Here is a 16,287-nt window from a genome sequence, read left to right as displayed (position 1 = left end):
CTTAATCTAGATAATTAAAGGTGAACTATACTCAAGGCAGCTTCAAAACCTAAGACTGCGTATGATTCAAATAACACCATTAAACATAAACTTGCATTGTGTTGCCCTACTCTTATGCCTTGTGAGTCTCTCGCAGAACGCCAATGCAGCTAAAGTGATCGTGATCGAAAGCTATCACCATGGATATCAATGGGACCAAGAATACTACCGAGCGATTAATGACACGCTTAGCCCCCTGCACAATGTGAGTTATTTCGAAATGGATACCAAGCGTTTACCAAAGGAGCAATTTGCCGAAAGAGCTGATTTAGCGTGGAAGTACATCCAAAGCCAAGCACCTCAACTGGTTATTCTCGCTGATGATAATGCGGTTAACCTGTTGCATCAGCGCCTCAATGACAGCTTAATTCCAGTGGTCTATCTCGGGGTGAATATGAACCCTAGGGAGTATCATCTAAACGAGCATAAGCGTTTTACCGGTGTCATAGAAAGGCCGCTGCTACGACACTCACTCCTCCTCATTCAACGCTTACTCCCACAGACTGTGCACCGTAAAATACTAGTCCTATTTGACCAAGGTGTTACCTCAGACTCAGCTGCAGAATACATCAGCAAACAACACTCAAGTATTTTGGGTGATATCGAAGTGAATTTGGTGCAATTGTCACAGCTCGCAGATTGGCAGCAACAGGTACTGACGGCGAAGGAGCAAGGCTATAACGCCATTGTCGTGGCACTCTACCACACAAGTGAGGGATGCAGAAAAAAGTTCTGTGGATGCGGATCAGCTCCTAAAATGGATATCAGAACATACACCGGTACCGAATTTCGGATTTTGGGGATTTAGCGTCTCCTCCGAGGGCAATATTGGAGGTTACGTACTCGATGGCTATCATCATGGCGAATTAGCAGCGAATATGGCGTTAAAAATACTGGCTGGCGAGAAACCCGAAAACATCTTTCCAGTAACAGATGATCTTGGGAAATACATGTTCAGTCAGCAAGGCTTGGCCAAATGGAATATTAGCCTACCGAAAGAAATCGAGAAAAATACACTCTGGGTGAAGTAACGAAAAATAAGACATAAAAAAGCCGAGCATTCGCCCGGCTTTTTAAAAGTGTAACCTTAATTACTCAGCAGCTTCAACATCAACAGCTTGAGCAGCTTCTGGACGGCCAACTAGCTCGATGTAAGCCATAGGGGCTTTATCACCAGCACGTAAACCGCACTTAAGGATACGGGTATAGCCACCAGGACGTTCCTGGTAACGTGGACCCAACTCAGTAAATAACTTACCTACGACTTCAGCGTCGCGAGTACGTGCAAACGCTAAACGACGGTTTGCAACGCTGTCACTCTTAGCAAGTGTTATCAGAGGCTCAACTACGCGACGCAGTTCTTTCGCTTTAGCCACAGTTGTCTTGATGATCTCATGACGAACTAGTGAACCTGCCATGTTGCGAAACATGGCTTGGCGATGACTGCTGTTACGGTTTAGTTGACGACCACTCTTACGATGGCGCATGACCTAATCCTTATAACCTAAATCTGTACAAACCTGAGACTTATAGGTCGTCTGCTAAACTGGCTGGAGGCCAATTTTCCAAACGCATACCTAACGACAGTCCGCGAGAAGCTAAAACGTCCTTAATTTCAGTAAGAGATTTCTTACCTAAGTTAGGGGTCTTCAGCAACTCAACTTCAGTGCGCTGTACCAGATCTCCGATGTAATGAATCGCTTCGGCTTTCAAGCAGTTAGCCGAACGTACAGTTAGCTCTAAATCGTCGACAGGACGCAGCAGAATCGGATCGAATTCCGGTTTCTCTTCTTTCAGCTCTGGCTCAGTCACGTCACGTAATTCAACAAACGCATCTAGCTGTTCAGCCAGAATAGTTGCAGAACGACGGATAGCTTCCTCAGGATCGATAGTACCGTTTGTGGTCATATCGATAACGAGTTTATCTAAGTCAGTACGCTGTTCTACACGTGCTGCTTCTACATTGTAGGCAATACGTGCAACTGGCGAGAAAGAAGCATCAACCAGCAAGCGGCCGATTGGGCGATCATCGTCTTCAGTCTGTGCACGAGCAGATGCTGGTACATAGCCACGACCACGCTCAACGCGAATACGCATGCTGATATCATTGTTACCTGTCAGGTGACAGATAATATGATCAGGATTCACGATAGTGACATCACCATCATGCGTGATATCTGCTGCGATGACAGGGCCTGCGCCGGACTTGCTCAACGTAAGCATAGCCTCGTCTTTACCCTCGATAGTCACTGCTAACCCTTTCAGGTTTAACAAGATCTCAAGGATATCTTCTTGAACGCCTTCCTTACTGCTGTATTCGTGCAGTACACCGTCAATCTCGACTTCGGTAACCGCGCAGCCGGGCATAGACGACAATAGGATGCGACGCAACGCGTTACCTAAAGTGTGGCCGAAACCACGCTCAAGTGGTTCCAATGTAACCTTGGCACGTGTTGAGTTAACCTGCTCGATATCAACGAGACGCGGTTTAAGAAATTCTGTAACAGAACCCTGCATTGTGTCCTCTCTTGTTTGTTAGCCTTACTTAGAGTAAAGCTCGACGATCAGCTGTTCGTTAATTTCCGCAGACAAATCGCTACGTTCTGGAACGCGCTTGAAAGCACCTTCCATTTTCGCATTGTCGACTTCAACCCATGTAGGCTTCTCGCGTTGAGCTGCCACTTCTAAAGCCGCTTTAATACGAGCTTGAGTACGTGACTTCTCGCGGATGCTCACAACATCATTCGCAGACACTTTGAATGATGGAATGTTAACAACACGACCGTTAACCATAATTGATTTATGGCTTACTAGCTGACGTGATTCTGCACGAGTTGCACCGAAGCCCATACGATAAACGACGTTATCAAGACGGGTTTCTAAAAGCTGAAGCAGGTTTTCACCTGTGTTGCCTTTAGTACGTGCAGCATCTTTGTAATAGTTACGGAATTGTTTTTCTAACACACCGTAAATACGACGAACTTTTTGTTTTTCGCGTAACTGAGTACCGTACTCTGACAAACGTGGCTTACGAGCGCCATGTTGTCCAGGTGCAGTTTCCAGTTTACACTTTGAATCGATTGCTCTCACACCGCTTTTTAAGAAAAGGTCTGTACCTTCTCGGCGGCTGAGCTTGAGCTTGGGACCCAAGTATCTTGCCATGATCTTTCTCCAACTATCCTAACGAAACGGCGTTATACACGACGCTTTTTAGGAGGACGACAACCATTATGAGGGATCGGCGTCACATCGGTAATGTTGGTAATTTTATAACCAACAGCGTTCAGCGCACGAATGGCTGACTCACGACCTGGACCTGGACCCTTCACAAACACTTCAAGGTTTTTTAAACCGTAGTCTTGAGCAGCAGCACCTGCACGCTCAGCAGCCACCTGTGCAGCAAATGGAGTAGATTTACGTGAACCACGGAAACCTGAACCACCTGAAGTAGCCCATGACAACGCATTACCTTGACGATCTGTAATGGTGACAATAGTGTTGTTGAAAGAAGCATGGATATGAGCCATGCCATCTGCAACCTGTTTACGTACGCGCTTACGCGGAGAACGTGACGGAACTTTAGCCATTGCTTTACCTTCCCGTTACTTTCTAATAGGTTTACGTGGACCTTTACGCGTACGCGCATTGGTCTTAGTACGTTGCCCACGGAGAGGCAGGCTACGGCGATGGCGGAGACCACGATAACAACCAAGATCCATAAGACGCTTGATGTTCATTGAAATCTCACGACGTAAGTCACCTTCTACAATGTATTTGGCGACTTCTTCGCGTAGTATATCTATTTGAGCTTCGCTCAATTCCTTGATCTTAGCAGTTTCAGCGATTGCTGTAGCCGCGCAGATTGCTCTAGCGCGAGTACGGCCGATGCCGAAAATAGCAGTCAATGCGATGACTGTATGCTTTTGATCAGGAATGTTAATGCCAGCGATACGGGCCACTATGCACTCCTTAAAGTTAAAGGCCAACTGCGAAAAGCCCGAAAGGATACTCGACAGTCAACAGATTTGCAAACTAAATTTTGTTCAGCCCAATTCATGGGCTGAACAAATTACTTTTTAGCCTTGACGCTGTTTGTGTTTTGGTTCAACACAGATAACGCGTACAACGCCACTACGCTTGACGATCTTGCAGTTACGGCAGATCTTCTTCACGGAAGCTCGAACTTTCATTTCATCACTCCGTAAAGCTACTTAGCGACCAAAGCGATCTAAATTCGCTTTGTTTACTAGGTTAGCTTTCTTCATCACAGACTCATACTGATGAGACATCATATGCGTCTGAACCTGAGCCATGAAGTCCATGATCACGACTACCATAATGAGTAGTGAAGTACCGCCAAAATAGAACTGTACTTTCCACGCGATTAACATGAACTCCGGAATTAAGCAGATAAAGGTTATGTATAACGCGCCTGCCAATGTCAAACGGGTCATAACTTTATCAATGTAACGCGAAGTCTGTTCTCCAGGACGGATCCCAGGGATGAATGCGCCACTCTTCTTCAAGTTATCTGCTGTTTCGCGTGGGTTAAATACCAACGCAGTATAGAAGAAACAGAAAAAGATAATCGCTGTTGCATATAATAATGAGTAAAGCGGTTGTCCAGGTGACACAGCCAGTGAAAAATCACTTAACCATGACATGGATTCATTTTGACCGAACCACTGAGCCAGTGTTCCAGGGAACAAAATGATGCTTGACGCAAAAATTGGCGGAATAACACCTGCCATGTTTATTTTAAGCGGTAAGTGGGTACTTTGCGCAGCGAACACCTTACGGCCCTGCTGACGCTTAGCATAGTTAACGACGATACGACGCTGACCACGTTCCACAAACACTACAAAATAAGTCACTGCAAACACAATTACCGCGAGCAACAACAATACTAACACATTCAAGTCACCTTGACGCGCCTGCTCAGCCGTTTGGCCGATAGCGGAAGGTAATCCAGCAACAATACCTGCGAAAATTAAAATCGAGATACCGTTACCTATACCACGTTCGGTAATCTGCTCACCTAGCCACATAAGGAACATAGTTCCCGTCACTAAGCTCACAACCGCAACAAAGTAGAACCCAAATCCAATGTTGACCACGAGGCCTGGCACTAAGTTTGGTAACCCGGTTGCAATACCGACCGACTGGAATGTACCCAGCACTAAGGTACCCCATCTGGTATATTGACTGATTTTCTTACGACCTGATTCGCCTTCTTTTTTCAATTCAGCGAGTGCAGGATGTACGACAGTCAACAGTTGCATGATAATCGATGCCGAAATATACGGCATGATACCTAATGCAAAGATAGAGGCACGCGAAAGGGCGCCACCCGAGAACATGTTAAACATGCCCAGGATGGTCCCTTTTTGCTGAGCAAACAGCTCTGCTAATACAGCTGCGTCAATACCAGGAATTGGCACAAACGAACCGGCTCTAAAGACGATAATCGCACCAATCACGAACAGGAGGCGAGCTTTCAATTCTGAAAGTCCACCTTTCGCGCTTTTTAAATCAAGTCCTGGTTTTGCCATCGACGTATTATTCCTCGATCTTACCGCCGGCAGCTTCAATAGCTGCACGTGCACCTTTGGTTACCTTCAGACCTTTAACAGTCACAGGGCGCTCAATGGTACCTGAAAGAACAATTTTCGCAAACTGGATGTTGCGAGTTATAACGTTCGCATCTTTCAGAGCGTTTAAGTCGATAACATCACCGTTAACTTTTGCCAGTTCGAGTACACGAACTTCAGCTGTTACCATAGCGCGACGCGAGGTAAAACCAAATTTAGGTAAACGGATTTTAAGTGGCATTTGACCACCTTCAAATCCTGGGCGTACACCGCCACCAGAACGAGACTTTTGGCCTTTATGACCACGACCCGCTGTTTTACCTAGACCTGAGCCCATACCACGGCCTACACGCTTTGGTGCATGCTTAGAGCCTGCAGCTGGAGATAGAGTATTTAAACGCATCTATTAATCCTCCACCTTAACCATGTAGTAGACCTTGTTGATCATACCGCGAACTGAAGGAGTATCTTCTAATTCAACAGTGTGACCAATGCGACGCAAACCAAGACCCGTTAGGGTTGCACGGTGCTTCGGTAAACGACCGATACCGCTTTTAGTTTGAGTAACTTTTACAGTTTTAGTTGCCATGGTGCATTACCCCCGAATTTCGTCAACATTCAGGCCACGCTTAGCTGCGATTTGCGAAGGTGACTTCATGTGCACCAAAGCATCGACAGTCGCGCGAACGATGTTGATCGGGTTAGTAGAACCGTATGCTTTTGACAGAACGTTATGAACGCCTGCTACTTCCAATACGGCACGCATTGCGCCACCGGCAATAATACCAGTACCTTGTGATGCAGGTTGCATGTACACAAGAGAACCAGTATGACGACCTTTAACTGGGTGATGCAGAGTACCTGCATTCAACTCAACGGTCACAATGTTACGACGAGCTTTTTCCATAGCTTTTTGAATCGCTGCTGGAACTTCACGTGCTTTGCCATAGCCATAGCCAATCTTACCGTTACCGTCACCCACTACTGTCAGTGCTGTGAAGCTAAAGATACGACCGCCCTTAACTACTTTAGAAACACGATTAACTGCAATCAATTTCTCTTGCAGATCGTCTTTTTGCTGAGCTTCTAATTTAGCCATTTTATAACCCCTTAGAACTTCAGGCCAGCTTCACGAGCTGCATCTGCTAAAGCAGCTACACGACCGTGATACTTGAAACCAGAACGATCGAACGCAACTGAAGTTACGCCTTTTTCGATCGCGCGCTCAGCAACAAATTTACCTACTGCTTTCGCTGCGTCTACGTTACCGGTACTCTTCAGTAGCTCTTTAACCGCTTTTTCTACGGTTGAAGCAGCTGCCAACACCTGAGCTTCAGGATTGATCACCTGAGCATAAATGTGACGCGGTGTACGATGTACAACCAGACGGTTCACGCCCAGCTCTTGGATCTTCTTACGAGCGCGAGTAGCGCGACGTAAGCGAGATGTTTTCTTATCCATATCGCGTTACCTACTTCTTCTTAGCCTCTTTACGGCGTACTACTTCGTCGTCATAGCGAACACCCTTGCCTTTATATGGCTCTGGTGGACGATATCCGCGAATCTCAGCAGCGACTTGGCCAATTAACTGTTTATCAACGCCACGTAGGACGATGTCAGTTTGGCTAGGGCACTCTGCAGTAACGCCTGCGGGCAGTTTGTGTACTAACGGATGAGAGAAACCTAAAGTAAGGTCAATGTCAGAACCGACGAGTTTCGCACGGTAACCAACGCCAACTAACTTTAATTTACGCTCAAAACCTTGAGATACACCAACAACCATGTTGTTTACTAATGCACGAGTTGTACCAGCCTGTGCCCAAGCGTTAGAAACGCCTTCAACAGGGAGGAACTTAACTACGCCAGCTTCAATAACAACATTGACCGCATTGTTGATCACTCGAGTCAGACTACCTTTTCCGCCTTTGACGGTAAGGGTCTGTTCGTTCAAGGTCACCTCTACGCCAGCTGGAATAGATACTGGTGCTTTTGCTACACGAGACATTCCTAGCTCCTTAAGCTACGTAGCAGATAACCTCGCCACCCATGCCTGCAAGGCGGGCGGCACGATCAGTCATCAAGCCTTTAGAAGTGGACACAATTGCGACACCCAGACCGCCCATCACCTTTGGAAGTTCGTTTTTACCTTTGTAAATACGAAGACCAGGACGACTTACACGCTGGATAGTCTCAACGACTGGTTGGCCTTGGAAATACTTTAAAGTAACTTCCAGTTCAGGCTTGGCTTCATCTGCTACGGCGTAATCAGCGATATAACCTTCATCTTTAAGTAGTTTCGCAATTGCGACTTTCAACTTAGCTGAAGGCATCTTCACCGATACGTGGTTAGCAGCTTGGCCGTTACGAATACGGGTTAACATATCCGCAATAGGATCTTGCATGCTCATATTAGCTTACTCCGTGACAAGTGCTTACCAGCTGGCCTTACGCAGGCCAGGAACTTCACCACGCATGGTTGCTTCACGTAATTTGATACGGCTTAAGCCGAATTTACGTAAGAAGCCATGAGGGCGACCAGTTTGATTACAACGATTGCGTTGACGCGCAGCGCTGGAATCACGTGGTAGAGCTTGCAGCTTAAGTACCGCATCCCAACGATCTTCGTCAGAAGAAGCTGGACTTGCAATGATAGTCTTAAGAGCCGCACGCTTTTCAGCGTACTTGGCCACGAGCTGTGCACGTTTAGCTTCACGTGCTTTCATTGATGTTTTTGCCATTACGCTACCCTTATTTCTTGAATGGGAAGTTAAAAGCGTCTAACAAAGCACGACCTTCTTCATCATTCTTCGCAGTAGTAGTGATAACAATATCCATACCACGAATCTTATCGATTTTATCGTAATCGATTTCTGGGAAGATGATCTGCTCACGCACGCCCATTGCGTAGTTACCACGGCCGTCAAACGCTTTAGCGCTTAAGCCACGGAAGTCACGAATACGTGGGATTGCGATATCGACTAAACGCTCTAAGAATTCCCACATACGCTCACCGCGTAGGGTAACTTTACAGCCAATAGGGTAGCCTTCACGGATTTTAAAACCAGCAACTGACTTACGAGCTACAGTCACTACTGGTTTTTGACCAGCGATTGCAGTCATATCACGGACAGCATGGTCCATGATTTTCTTGTCTGCAACAGCTTCGCCAACACCCATGTTTAGGGTGATTTTCTCAATCCGAGGGACTTGCATGACACTGGTATAACCGAACTTTTTAGCAAGTTCAGCGACAACAGTCTCTTGGTATTTATCATGCAGTTTCGCCATCGTTTACTCCAATTACTTAACGAGTTCACTGTTCGATTTGAAGAAACGAACTTTTTTGCCGTCTTCAAAGCGGAAACCAACGCGATCAGCTTTGCCAGTGGCAGAGTTGAAAATCGCTACATTTGATGCTTGTATCGGTGCTTCTTTCTCAACAATACCGCCAGCTACGCCCAATTGTGGGTTTGGCTTTTGGTGTTTTTTGACAAGATTGATGCCTTCAACAATCAATTTACCAGTAGGAAGGACTTGAGAAACTTTTGCACGTTTACCCTTGTCTTTACCTGCTAATACAATCACTTCGTCTTCACGACGTATTTTAGCTGCCATTTTGAAGCTCCTTACAGTACTTCTGGTGCCAGCGAGACAATTTTCATAAATTGCTCATTACGCAATTCACGTGTCACTGGTCCAAAGATACGAGTACCAATCGGCTGCAGGTTGTTGTTCAAAAGAACAGCTGCATTCCGATCGAAGCGAATGACAGAACCGTCTGGACGACGTACGCCTTTCTTAGTACGGACTACCACCGCGTTATACACATCGCCTTTCTTCGCTTTAGCGCGAGGAATCGCTTCTTTAACAGAAACTTTGATGATGTCGCCGATACCGGCATAACGACGATGAGAGCCACCCAAGACCTTAATACACTGAACTCTGCGTGCGCCGCTGTTACAAGCAACGTCAAGAGTCGATTGCATTTGGATCATTTTAAGTGCTCCGCTATCGTTACTACACAATTCCCACTATGGGACAATAAAAACACTCATTTTTGCTATTAATTTAGTCAAAAATGGCGCGCAAATATAACACCATAAAAGTGGAATGTATAGTATTAAAAAACAAACGGCCCCACATTCTGGAGCCGTTTACCTAAATACCTAATTAACTTAGGCCTTTGATACTACTTCAACCAGGGTCCAAGACTTAGTCTTAGACAAAGGACGACATTCGCGAATCGCTACTAAATCGCCTTCATTGCACTGATTAGTTTCGTCATGTGCATGGATCTTCGTCGTACGCTTAATGTATTTCCCATAAATTGGGTGTTTCACTTGGCGTTCGATAGCAACAGTAATGGACTTGTCCATTTTGTTGCTAGTTACACGACCCTGCAAAGTACGGATTTTATCAGACATTATGCACCCGCCTTAGAAGTAATAATGGTCTTAACGCGCGCAATGTTACGGCGCACCAATTTCAGTTGATTAGTCTGAGTCAACTGACCAGTGGCGTGTTGCATACGCAGGTTAAACTGCTCACGCAGCAGACCAAGTAGTTCAGCGTTCAGTTCTTCAACGCTTTTTTCTCTCAGTTCGCTCGCTTTCATTACATCACCGTCTTAGTTACGAAGGTAGTCTTAATTGGAAGCTTGGCAGCAGCCAAAGCAAACGCTTCACGAGCGATCACTTCAGAAACACCATTCATCTCATAAAGAACCTTACCAGGTTGAATCTGACATACCCAGTATTCAACGTTACCTTTACCTTTACCCATACGCACTTCAAGAGGCTTAGAGGTAATCGGCTTGTCCGGGAAAACTCGAATCCAAATTTGTCCCTGACGCTTAATGTGACGTGTCATGGCACGACGTGCAGATTCGATCTGACGGGCAGTTAAACGGCCACGGCCGACTGCTTTCAGACCAAAAGTACCAAAGCTAACTTCGGTACCGTTCGCTAGACCGCGGTTGCGGCCTTTGAACATCTTGCGAAACTTCATACGTTTAGGTTGCAGCATTGCCGGCTCTCCTATTTACCACGAGGCTTGCGCTTAGGTTGCTGCTGCTTCGGTTCTTCAATCTGTGGCAGCATTCCATCTAGAACTTCACCTTTGAAGATCCAAACTTTAACGCCAATCACACCGTATTGGGTGTGACTTTCAGATGTAGAATAGTCGATATCAGCACGCAAAGTATGTAAAGGTACACGACCCTCACGATACCACTCGTCACGCGCAATCTCAGCTCCGCCTAAACGGCCACTAACTTGTACTTTGATACCTTGAGCACCAATACGCATTGCGTTTTGAACTGCGCGCTTCATAGCACGACGGAACATTACGCGACGCTCTAATTGCTGTGCAATTGAGTCAGCAACTAATTTGGCATCTAGCTCAGGTTTACGGATCTCAGCGATGTTAATTTGAGCAGGAGTGCCAGCAAGTTTTGACACTGCAGCACGCAATACTTCAACGTCTTCACCTTTCTTACCGATCACAACACCTGGACGGGCAGTGTGAATGGTAACGCGGATGCTTTTCGCTGGACGCTCGATAACAATCTTAGATACTGAAGCAGCTTGTAATTTCTCTACAAGAAACTTACGCACTTCCCAGTCGCTGTTCAGGTTACTTGCGTAATCTGATTTATCTGCGTACCAGGTAGAGATCCAAGGCTTGGTGATACCCAGACGGATACCATTAGGATGTACTTTCTGTCCCATTGCTCTCTCCTAGCGATCTGATACAACCACAGTAATGTGGCTGGTACGCTTCATGATACGATCAGCGCGGCCTTTAGCACGTGGCATGATACGCTTCATAGTCGGGCCTTCATCTACGAAGACGGCTCCTACTTTAAGCTCATCAATATCCGCGCCTTCGTTGTGTTCGGCGTTTGCGATAGCTGAGTCAAGTACTTTTTTAACCAGTACGGCGGCTTTCTTGGGGCTGAAAGTCAAAATTTCGAGTGCCTTAGCAACAGGCAAACCACGAATTTGATCAGCAACCAGACGGGCCTTCTGCGCAGACGTACGGGCAAAACGATGTTTAGCTAAAACTTCCATCTTATTCCTCCCGTATTAACGCTTCTTCGCTTTCTTATCAGCGGCATGGCCACGATAAGTGCGAGTTGGTGAAAATTCACCAAGTTTGTGGCCGATCATTTCGTCAGTTACGAACACAGGAACGTGCTGACGACCATTATGGACAGCGATGGTCAAACCAATCATATTTGGAATGATCATAGAGCGACGTGACCAAGTCTTAATAGGCTTTTTGTCACCGGCTTCCATCGCTTTCTCTACCTTCTTCAGCAAGTGCAGGTCAATGAAGGGACCTTTCTTGAGAGAACGTGGCATGGCGAATCCTCTTACTATTTATTACGACGACGTACGATGTACTTGTCAGTGCGCTTGTTACTACGAGTTTTATAACCCTTAGTTGGCACACCCCATGGAGTCACTGGGTGACGACCACCAGAAGTACGGCCTTCACCACCACCGTGTGGATGGTCTACTGGGTTCATTGCAACACCACGTACTGTAGGGCGTATGCCTCTCCAGCGTTTAGCACCTGCTTTACCTAACTGGCGTAGCATGTGTTCGGCATTACCAACTTCACCAAATGTCGCGCGGCAATCAACTGGCACTTTACGCATTTCGCCAGAGCGAAGACGTAGAGTGGCATATGCGCCATCACGAGCAACAACTTGTACATAAGCACCTGCAGAACGAGCGATCTGAGCACCTTTACCAGGCTTCATTTCAACTGCGTGAACTACAGAACCTACTGGGATGTTGCGCAGTGGCATTGCGTTACCGGTTTTGATCTCGGCAGCAACACCAGACTGGATTTTGTCGCCAGCTTGCATGCCTTTGGCAGCAAGAATATAACGACGTTCACCATCCGCATACAGTACTAACGCGATGTTAGCTGTACGGTTTGGATCGTATTCCAGACGCTCAATCTTTGCAGGGATACCATCTTTATCGCGTTTGAAGTCGATTAGACGATAATGCTGCTTATGACCACCACCTACGTGACGGACAGTGATACGGCCAGTATTGTTACGGCCACCACTTTTAGATTTTTTCGCCAACAGGCCAGCAAAGGGTTTACCCTTATGCAGGTCAGTGTTCACCACTTTAACAACGTGGCGACGACCTGGAGAGGTTGGCTTACACTTAATAACTGCCATGATAATTCTCCTTTGCTTACTCAGCGCCGCCGACGAAATCGATGTCAGCACCAGCAGCTAGAGTTACATAGGCTTTTTTCCAATCGCTACGACGACCAGTACGGCCACCAGTGCGTTTAGTTTTGCCTTTGCTTACTAAAGTGCGAACTGAATCAACTTCAACTTCAAATAGCTTAGCAACAGCAGCTTTAATTTCAGCTTTAGTTGCATCGATAGCTACGCGGAAAACAACAGTGTTGTGCTTCTCAGCGTTCACAGTGCTCTTTTCAGAGATGTGTGGAGCGAGAATAACTTTTAGCAAACGTTCTTCGCGGATCATCATGCTAGCATCTCCTCGATTTGCTTCACTGCGTCAGCAGTCACAAGCACAGTGTTGAACGCGATCAGACTAACTGGGTCAAGACCCGCTACGTCACGAACGTCAACTTTGTACAGGTTACGAGCTGCTAAGAATAAGTTCTCATCAACTTCTGCAGTCACAATCAGAACGTCTTCAAGGTTCATTGCTTTCAATTTAGCTTTCAGCTCTTTAGTTTTAGGAGCTTCAACACCGAAAGATTCAACAACAACCAGACGCTCTTGACGTACCAATTCAGACAAAATGCTTTTCAGCGCGCCGCGGTACATCTTTTTGTTAACTTTTTGGCTATGATCTTGGGTTTTAGCAGCGAATGTTACGCCACCGCCACGCCAGATTGGGCCTTTAACAGAACCAGCACGAGCACGGCCAGTTCCTTTTTGGCGCCAAGGCTTTTTGCCTGAGCCAGTTACTTCCGCACGAGTCTTTTGAGCACGAGTGCCCTGACGCGCGTTTGCAGCGTATGCTACAACTACCTGATGAACCAGTGCCTCGTTAAAGTCACGGCCGAAGGTAGTTTCGGAAACTTCAAGAGCGCTTTGCGCGTCTTTCAATACCAATTCCATTACTATCTCCTCAGACCTTAAGCTTTAACGGCAGGCTTGATAATCAAGTCGCCATTGGTAGCGCCAGGAACAGCGCCACGGACTAGTAGCAGGTTACGCTCAACATCTACACGAACTACAACTAGATTTTGAGTAGTAACACGCTCGGCACCCATATGGCCTGACATTTTTTTGCCTTTGAATACGCGACCAGGCGTTTGGTTCTGACCGATAGAACCATTCGAGCGGTGCGACAAAGAGTTACCGTGAGTCATATCTTGAGTACGGAAGTTCCAACGCTTAACGCCGCCTTGGAAACCTTTACCTTTAGATTGACCAGTAACATCTACTTTCGCTACGTCTGCGAAAATATCAACATTTAGCTCAGCACCAACTTCAATGCCCTCGCCTTCACCGTCTACCAAACGCATTTCCCACAAACCACGACCGGCTTCAACGCCGCTCTTGGCAAAGTGACCTGCTTCTGGTTTAGTGATGCGATTGGCTTTTTTGGTGCCAGTTGTAACTTGAAGTGCACGGTAGCCGTCAGTTTCTAAAGTTTTCACTTGAGTAACACGGTTGCCTGCAACTTCAATTACAGTAACTGGTATTGAAACACCATCTTCAGTGAAGATGCGAGTCATACCAACTTTACGACCAATAAGACCGATAGCCATCTCTCAAACCTCTTCTTACTAGGATCTCAATTAACCCAAGCTAATCTGTACGTCGACACCAGCCGCAAGATCTAAACGCATTAACGCGTCTACAGTCTTTTCAGTTGGCTCTACGATGTCAACCAGGCGCTTGTGTGTACGTAATTCGTACTGGTCACGAGCATCTTTATTAACGTGCGGAGAGATCAAAATGGTATAACGCTCTTTACGCGTAGGTAGTGGAATTGGACCACGTACTTGAGCGCCTGTACGCTTAGCAGTTTCAACGATTTCCGCTGTAGATTGATCAATTAAGCGATGATCAAATCCCTTTAAGCGGATACGGATTCTTTGGTTCTGCATTGACCAGAGCTCCTAAAATGGACATATAAAAAATCACCCTCTAGCTTCTTCTATATAGAAAAGCAGAGCGAGATGATTTAACCGTTCGACTCCCAATCGGAGCCGCTATGATAATGATTAACTTAAGCGACTAATCATTTAATTCGTCGACCTAGGTCGACGAGGGGGCCATTATACCTATCTAAATCCGGATATCAAGCCCGCTGTGTAAATAGTCATCAAATAACTATTTAACTTCAGAGTGGCGAGCATTTTACACAAATTTGTGGATAAAACCAGCCCCTAAAACAAAAAAGGAAGCCGAAGCTTCCTTTTCAAACTAATCTCTATCGCTATTAAGCAATGATTTTAGCTACTACACCAGCACCTACTGTACGACCACCTTCACGGATTGCGAAGCGTAAACCTTCGTCCATCGCGATTGGGCAAATCAGAGTAACTACCATTTTGATGTTGTCGCCAGGCATTACCATCTCTACGCCTTCTGGCAGTTCGATAGTACCGGTTACGTCAGTTGTACGGAAGTAGAACTGTGGACGGTAGCCTTTGAAGAATGGAGTGTGACGTCCGCCTTCTTCTTTTGACAGAACATAAACTTCTGATTCAAAAGTGGTGTGTGGGTTGATTGAACCTGGTTTAGCCAATACTTGACCACGTTCTACGTCATCACGCTTAGTACCACGTAATAACACACCACAGTTCTCACCTGCACGACCTTCGTCAAGCAGCTTACGGAACATTTCTACGCCAGTACACGTTGTTTTAGTCGTAGTGCGAACACCAACGATTTCAACTTCGTCACCCACTTTAACAATACCACGCTCAACACGGCCAGTTACTACAGTACCACGGCCAGAGATTGAGAATACGTCTTCGATTGGCAGTAGGAACGGCTTATCGATGTCACGTTGTGGTTCTGGAATGTAAGAATCCAGTGCGTTAGCCAGTTCAATAATCTTAGCTTCCCACTCTGGTTGGCCTTCTAGCGCCTTCAGAGCTGAACCTTGGATTACTGGTAAGTCATCACCTGGGAAATCGTATTCTGACAGAAGTTCACGCACTTCCATTTCTACCAATTCCAGTAATTCTTCGTCATCTACCATGTCACATTTGTTCATGAACACGATGATGTACGGTACGCCAACCTGACGAGAAAGCAGGATGTGCTCACGAGTCTGTGGCATTGGACCGTCTGTAGAAGCAACTACTAAAATCGCGCCGTCCATCTGTGCAGCACCAGTGATCATGTTTTTAACATAGTCAGCATGGCCTGGGCAGTCTACGTGTGCGTAGTGACGAGTTGGAGTATCGTATTCGATGTGAGAGGTATTGATTGTAATACCGCGCTCACGCTCTTCTGGAGCGTTATCGATTTGAGAGAAGTCTTTAGCTTCGCCACCGTAGGTCTTAGCCAGTACGTGAGAGATAGCTGCAGTCAGTGTGGTTTTACCATGGTCAACGTGACCAATGGTGCCCACGTTTACGTGAGGCTTAATACGTTCAAATTTAGCTTTTGCCACGATATATTCCT

Annotated in this window: 31 protein-coding genes; 2 read left to right on the top strand and 29 right to left on the bottom strand. The window is 46.3% G+C overall.

Going from position 1 to position 16,287, the window contains the following annotated elements; translation table 11 throughout:
* Nucleotides 1-61: 61 nt before the first annotated feature.
* Together FW758_RS19290 and FW758_RS19285 are read left to right on the top strand one after the other, a co-directional pair.
* Entirely contained in the window at nucleotides 62-847 is a 786-nt protein-coding gene (locus FW758_RS19290) for a hypothetical protein (protein WP_446446233.1), read from the top strand.
* Nucleotides 848-917: 70 nt separating this feature from the next.
* Nucleotides 918-1,070 (top strand): hypothetical protein, encoded by a 153-nt coding sequence (locus FW758_RS19285; RefSeq protein ID WP_446446232.1) that lies wholly within the window; start codon nucleotides 918-920, stop codon nucleotides 1,068-1,070.
* 60 nt (nucleotides 1,071-1,130) lie between these two features.
* On the opposite strand, the gene rplQ is transcribed toward FW758_RS19285, so the two are convergent.
* From rplQ to tuf, 29 genes are all read right to left on the bottom strand, one after another.
* On the bottom strand, nucleotides 1,131-1,526 hold the full coding sequence (gene rplQ, locus FW758_RS19280) for a 50S ribosomal protein L17 (RefSeq protein ID WP_006083573.1): 396 nt from the start codon (nucleotides 1,524-1,526) through the stop codon (nucleotides 1,131-1,133).
* Nucleotides 1,527-1,566: 40 nt separating this feature from the next.
* Nucleotides 1,567-2,556 (bottom strand): DNA-directed RNA polymerase subunit alpha, encoded by a 990-nt coding sequence (locus FW758_RS19275; RefSeq protein WP_006083574.1) that lies wholly within the window; start codon nucleotides 2,554-2,556, stop codon nucleotides 1,567-1,569.
* A 24-nt stretch (nucleotides 2,557-2,580) separates the two neighbouring features.
* A complete protein-coding gene (gene rpsD / locus FW758_RS19270; RefSeq protein WP_006083575.1) occupies nucleotides 2,581-3,201 on the bottom strand; it encodes a 30S ribosomal protein S4 in 621 nt (206 codons plus the stop codon).
* Between the two features lie 32 nt (nucleotides 3,202-3,233).
* Complete coding sequence (rpsK, locus tag FW758_RS19265; RefSeq protein WP_006083577.1) at nucleotides 3,234-3,626, bottom strand: 30S ribosomal protein S11; 393 nt, start codon at nucleotides 3,624-3,626, stop codon at nucleotides 3,234-3,236.
* Between the two features lie 15 nt (nucleotides 3,627-3,641).
* Nucleotides 3,642-3,998 (bottom strand): 30S ribosomal protein S13, encoded by a 357-nt coding sequence (gene rpsM / locus FW758_RS19260; RefSeq protein ID WP_006083578.1) that lies wholly within the window; start codon nucleotides 3,996-3,998, stop codon nucleotides 3,642-3,644.
* Between the two features lie 117 nt (nucleotides 3,999-4,115).
* Complete coding sequence (rpmJ, locus tag FW758_RS19255; RefSeq protein ID WP_006083579.1) at nucleotides 4,116-4,229, bottom strand: 50S ribosomal protein L36; 114 nt, start codon at nucleotides 4,227-4,229, stop codon at nucleotides 4,116-4,118.
* Between the two features lie 21 nt (nucleotides 4,230-4,250).
* The gene (gene secY, locus FW758_RS19250; protein ID WP_006083580.1) at nucleotides 4,251-5,591 is read right to left on the bottom strand and encodes a preprotein translocase subunit SecY; all 1,341 of its coding nucleotides are present in this window, start codon (nucleotides 5,589-5,591) and stop codon (nucleotides 4,251-4,253) included.
* A gap of 7 nt (nucleotides 5,592-5,598) precedes the next feature.
* A complete protein-coding gene (rplO, locus tag FW758_RS19245; protein ID WP_006083581.1) occupies nucleotides 5,599-6,033 on the bottom strand; it encodes a 50S ribosomal protein L15 in 435 nt (144 codons plus the stop codon).
* A gap of 3 nt (nucleotides 6,034-6,036) precedes the next feature.
* Nucleotides 6,037-6,219, bottom strand: a complete 183-nt coding sequence (gene rpmD / locus FW758_RS19240; RefSeq protein ID WP_006083582.1) for a 50S ribosomal protein L30 — start codon at nucleotides 6,217-6,219, stop codon at nucleotides 6,037-6,039.
* Nucleotides 6,220-6,225: 6 nt separating this feature from the next.
* Nucleotides 6,226-6,729, bottom strand: coding sequence for a 30S ribosomal protein S5 (rpsE, locus tag FW758_RS19235; protein WP_006083583.1), 504 nt, complete (start codon nucleotides 6,727-6,729; stop codon nucleotides 6,226-6,228).
* 11 nt (nucleotides 6,730-6,740) lie between these two features.
* Entirely contained in the window at nucleotides 6,741-7,091 is a 351-nt protein-coding gene (gene rplR / locus FW758_RS19230; protein WP_006083584.1) for a 50S ribosomal protein L18, read from the bottom strand.
* Nucleotides 7,092-7,101: 10 nt separating this feature from the next.
* Nucleotides 7,102-7,635 carry a 50S ribosomal protein L6 gene (rplF, locus tag FW758_RS19225; protein ID WP_006083585.1) on the bottom strand — a complete coding sequence of 178 codons (534 nt, stop codon included), beginning with the start codon at nucleotides 7,633-7,635 and terminating at the stop codon, nucleotides 7,102-7,104.
* 10 nt (nucleotides 7,636-7,645) lie between these two features.
* Nucleotides 7,646-8,038 carry a 30S ribosomal protein S8 gene (gene rpsH, locus FW758_RS19220; RefSeq protein ID WP_006083586.1) on the bottom strand — a complete coding sequence of 131 codons (393 nt, stop codon included), beginning with the start codon at nucleotides 8,036-8,038 and terminating at the stop codon, nucleotides 7,646-7,648.
* 24 nt (nucleotides 8,039-8,062) lie between these two features.
* Nucleotides 8,063-8,368 carry a 30S ribosomal protein S14 gene (gene rpsN, locus FW758_RS19215; protein ID WP_006083587.1) on the bottom strand — a complete coding sequence of 102 codons (306 nt, stop codon included), beginning with the start codon at nucleotides 8,366-8,368 and terminating at the stop codon, nucleotides 8,063-8,065.
* Nucleotides 8,369-8,378: 10 nt separating this feature from the next.
* A complete protein-coding gene (gene rplE, locus FW758_RS19210; RefSeq protein ID WP_006083588.1) occupies nucleotides 8,379-8,918 on the bottom strand; it encodes a 50S ribosomal protein L5 in 540 nt (179 codons plus the stop codon).
* A 12-nt stretch (nucleotides 8,919-8,930) separates the two neighbouring features.
* Entirely contained in the window at nucleotides 8,931-9,245 is a 315-nt protein-coding gene (gene rplX, locus FW758_RS19205) for a 50S ribosomal protein L24 (RefSeq protein WP_006083589.1), read from the bottom strand.
* A gap of 11 nt (nucleotides 9,246-9,256) precedes the next feature.
* Nucleotides 9,257-9,625, bottom strand: a complete 369-nt coding sequence (rplN, locus tag FW758_RS19200) for a 50S ribosomal protein L14 (protein WP_006083590.1) — start codon at nucleotides 9,623-9,625, stop codon at nucleotides 9,257-9,259.
* Nucleotides 9,626-9,805: 180 nt separating this feature from the next.
* On the bottom strand, nucleotides 9,806-10,054 hold the full coding sequence (gene rpsQ / locus FW758_RS19195; protein WP_006083591.1) for a 30S ribosomal protein S17: 249 nt from the start codon (nucleotides 10,052-10,054) through the stop codon (nucleotides 9,806-9,808).
* Nucleotides 10,054-10,245 carry a 50S ribosomal protein L29 gene (gene rpmC / locus FW758_RS19190; RefSeq protein ID WP_006083592.1) on the bottom strand — a complete coding sequence of 64 codons (192 nt, stop codon included), beginning with the start codon at nucleotides 10,243-10,245 and terminating at the stop codon, nucleotides 10,054-10,056. The genes rpsQ and rpmC overlap by 1 nt, the downstream gene beginning before the upstream one ends.
* A complete protein-coding gene (gene rplP, locus FW758_RS19185; RefSeq protein WP_006083593.1) occupies nucleotides 10,245-10,655 on the bottom strand; it encodes a 50S ribosomal protein L16 in 411 nt (136 codons plus the stop codon). The genes rpmC and rplP overlap by 1 nt, the downstream gene beginning before the upstream one ends.
* 11 nt (nucleotides 10,656-10,666) lie before the next feature.
* Nucleotides 10,667-11,359: a 30S ribosomal protein S3 gene (rpsC, locus tag FW758_RS19180; RefSeq protein ID WP_006083594.1), complete on the bottom strand. Its 693-nt coding sequence runs from the start codon at nucleotides 11,357-11,359 to the stop codon at nucleotides 10,667-10,669.
* 9 nt (nucleotides 11,360-11,368) lie between these two features.
* Nucleotides 11,369-11,701 carry a 50S ribosomal protein L22 gene (gene rplV, locus FW758_RS19175; protein ID WP_006083595.1) on the bottom strand — a complete coding sequence of 111 codons (333 nt, stop codon included), beginning with the start codon at nucleotides 11,699-11,701 and terminating at the stop codon, nucleotides 11,369-11,371.
* Between the two features lie 15 nt (nucleotides 11,702-11,716).
* Nucleotides 11,717-11,995 (bottom strand): 30S ribosomal protein S19, encoded by a 279-nt coding sequence (gene rpsS / locus FW758_RS19170; protein ID WP_006083596.1) that lies wholly within the window; start codon nucleotides 11,993-11,995, stop codon nucleotides 11,717-11,719.
* Nucleotides 11,996-12,009: 14 nt separating this feature from the next.
* A complete protein-coding gene (gene rplB / locus FW758_RS19165; RefSeq protein ID WP_006083597.1) occupies nucleotides 12,010-12,834 on the bottom strand; it encodes a 50S ribosomal protein L2 in 825 nt (274 codons plus the stop codon).
* A gap of 16 nt (nucleotides 12,835-12,850) precedes the next feature.
* The gene (gene rplW, locus FW758_RS19160; RefSeq protein WP_025008843.1) at nucleotides 12,851-13,153 is read right to left on the bottom strand and encodes a 50S ribosomal protein L23; all 303 of its coding nucleotides are present in this window, start codon (nucleotides 13,151-13,153) and stop codon (nucleotides 12,851-12,853) included.
* On the bottom strand, nucleotides 13,153-13,758 hold the full coding sequence (rplD, locus tag FW758_RS19155; RefSeq protein WP_006083599.1) for a 50S ribosomal protein L4: 606 nt from the start codon (nucleotides 13,756-13,758) through the stop codon (nucleotides 13,153-13,155). The genes rplW and rplD overlap by 1 nt, the downstream gene beginning before the upstream one ends.
* A 17-nt stretch (nucleotides 13,759-13,775) precedes the next feature.
* Entirely contained in the window at nucleotides 13,776-14,414 is a 639-nt protein-coding gene (rplC, locus tag FW758_RS19150; protein ID WP_006083600.1) for a 50S ribosomal protein L3, read from the bottom strand.
* A gap of 30 nt (nucleotides 14,415-14,444) precedes the next feature.
* The gene (rpsJ, locus tag FW758_RS19145; protein WP_006083601.1) at nucleotides 14,445-14,756 is read right to left on the bottom strand and encodes a 30S ribosomal protein S10; all 312 of its coding nucleotides are present in this window, start codon (nucleotides 14,754-14,756) and stop codon (nucleotides 14,445-14,447) included.
* Between the two features lie 335 nt (nucleotides 14,757-15,091).
* Nucleotides 15,092-16,276 carry an elongation factor Tu gene (gene tuf, locus FW758_RS19140; protein ID WP_006087508.1) on the bottom strand — a complete coding sequence of 395 codons (1,185 nt, stop codon included), beginning with the start codon at nucleotides 16,274-16,276 and terminating at the stop codon, nucleotides 15,092-15,094.
* Nucleotides 16,277-16,287 lie beyond the last annotated feature (11 nt).

The sequence above is a fragment of the Shewanella sp. 1180_01 genome (genome assembly GCF_052850535.1).
This window is presented reverse-complemented; position numbering and strand designations above follow the sequence as displayed.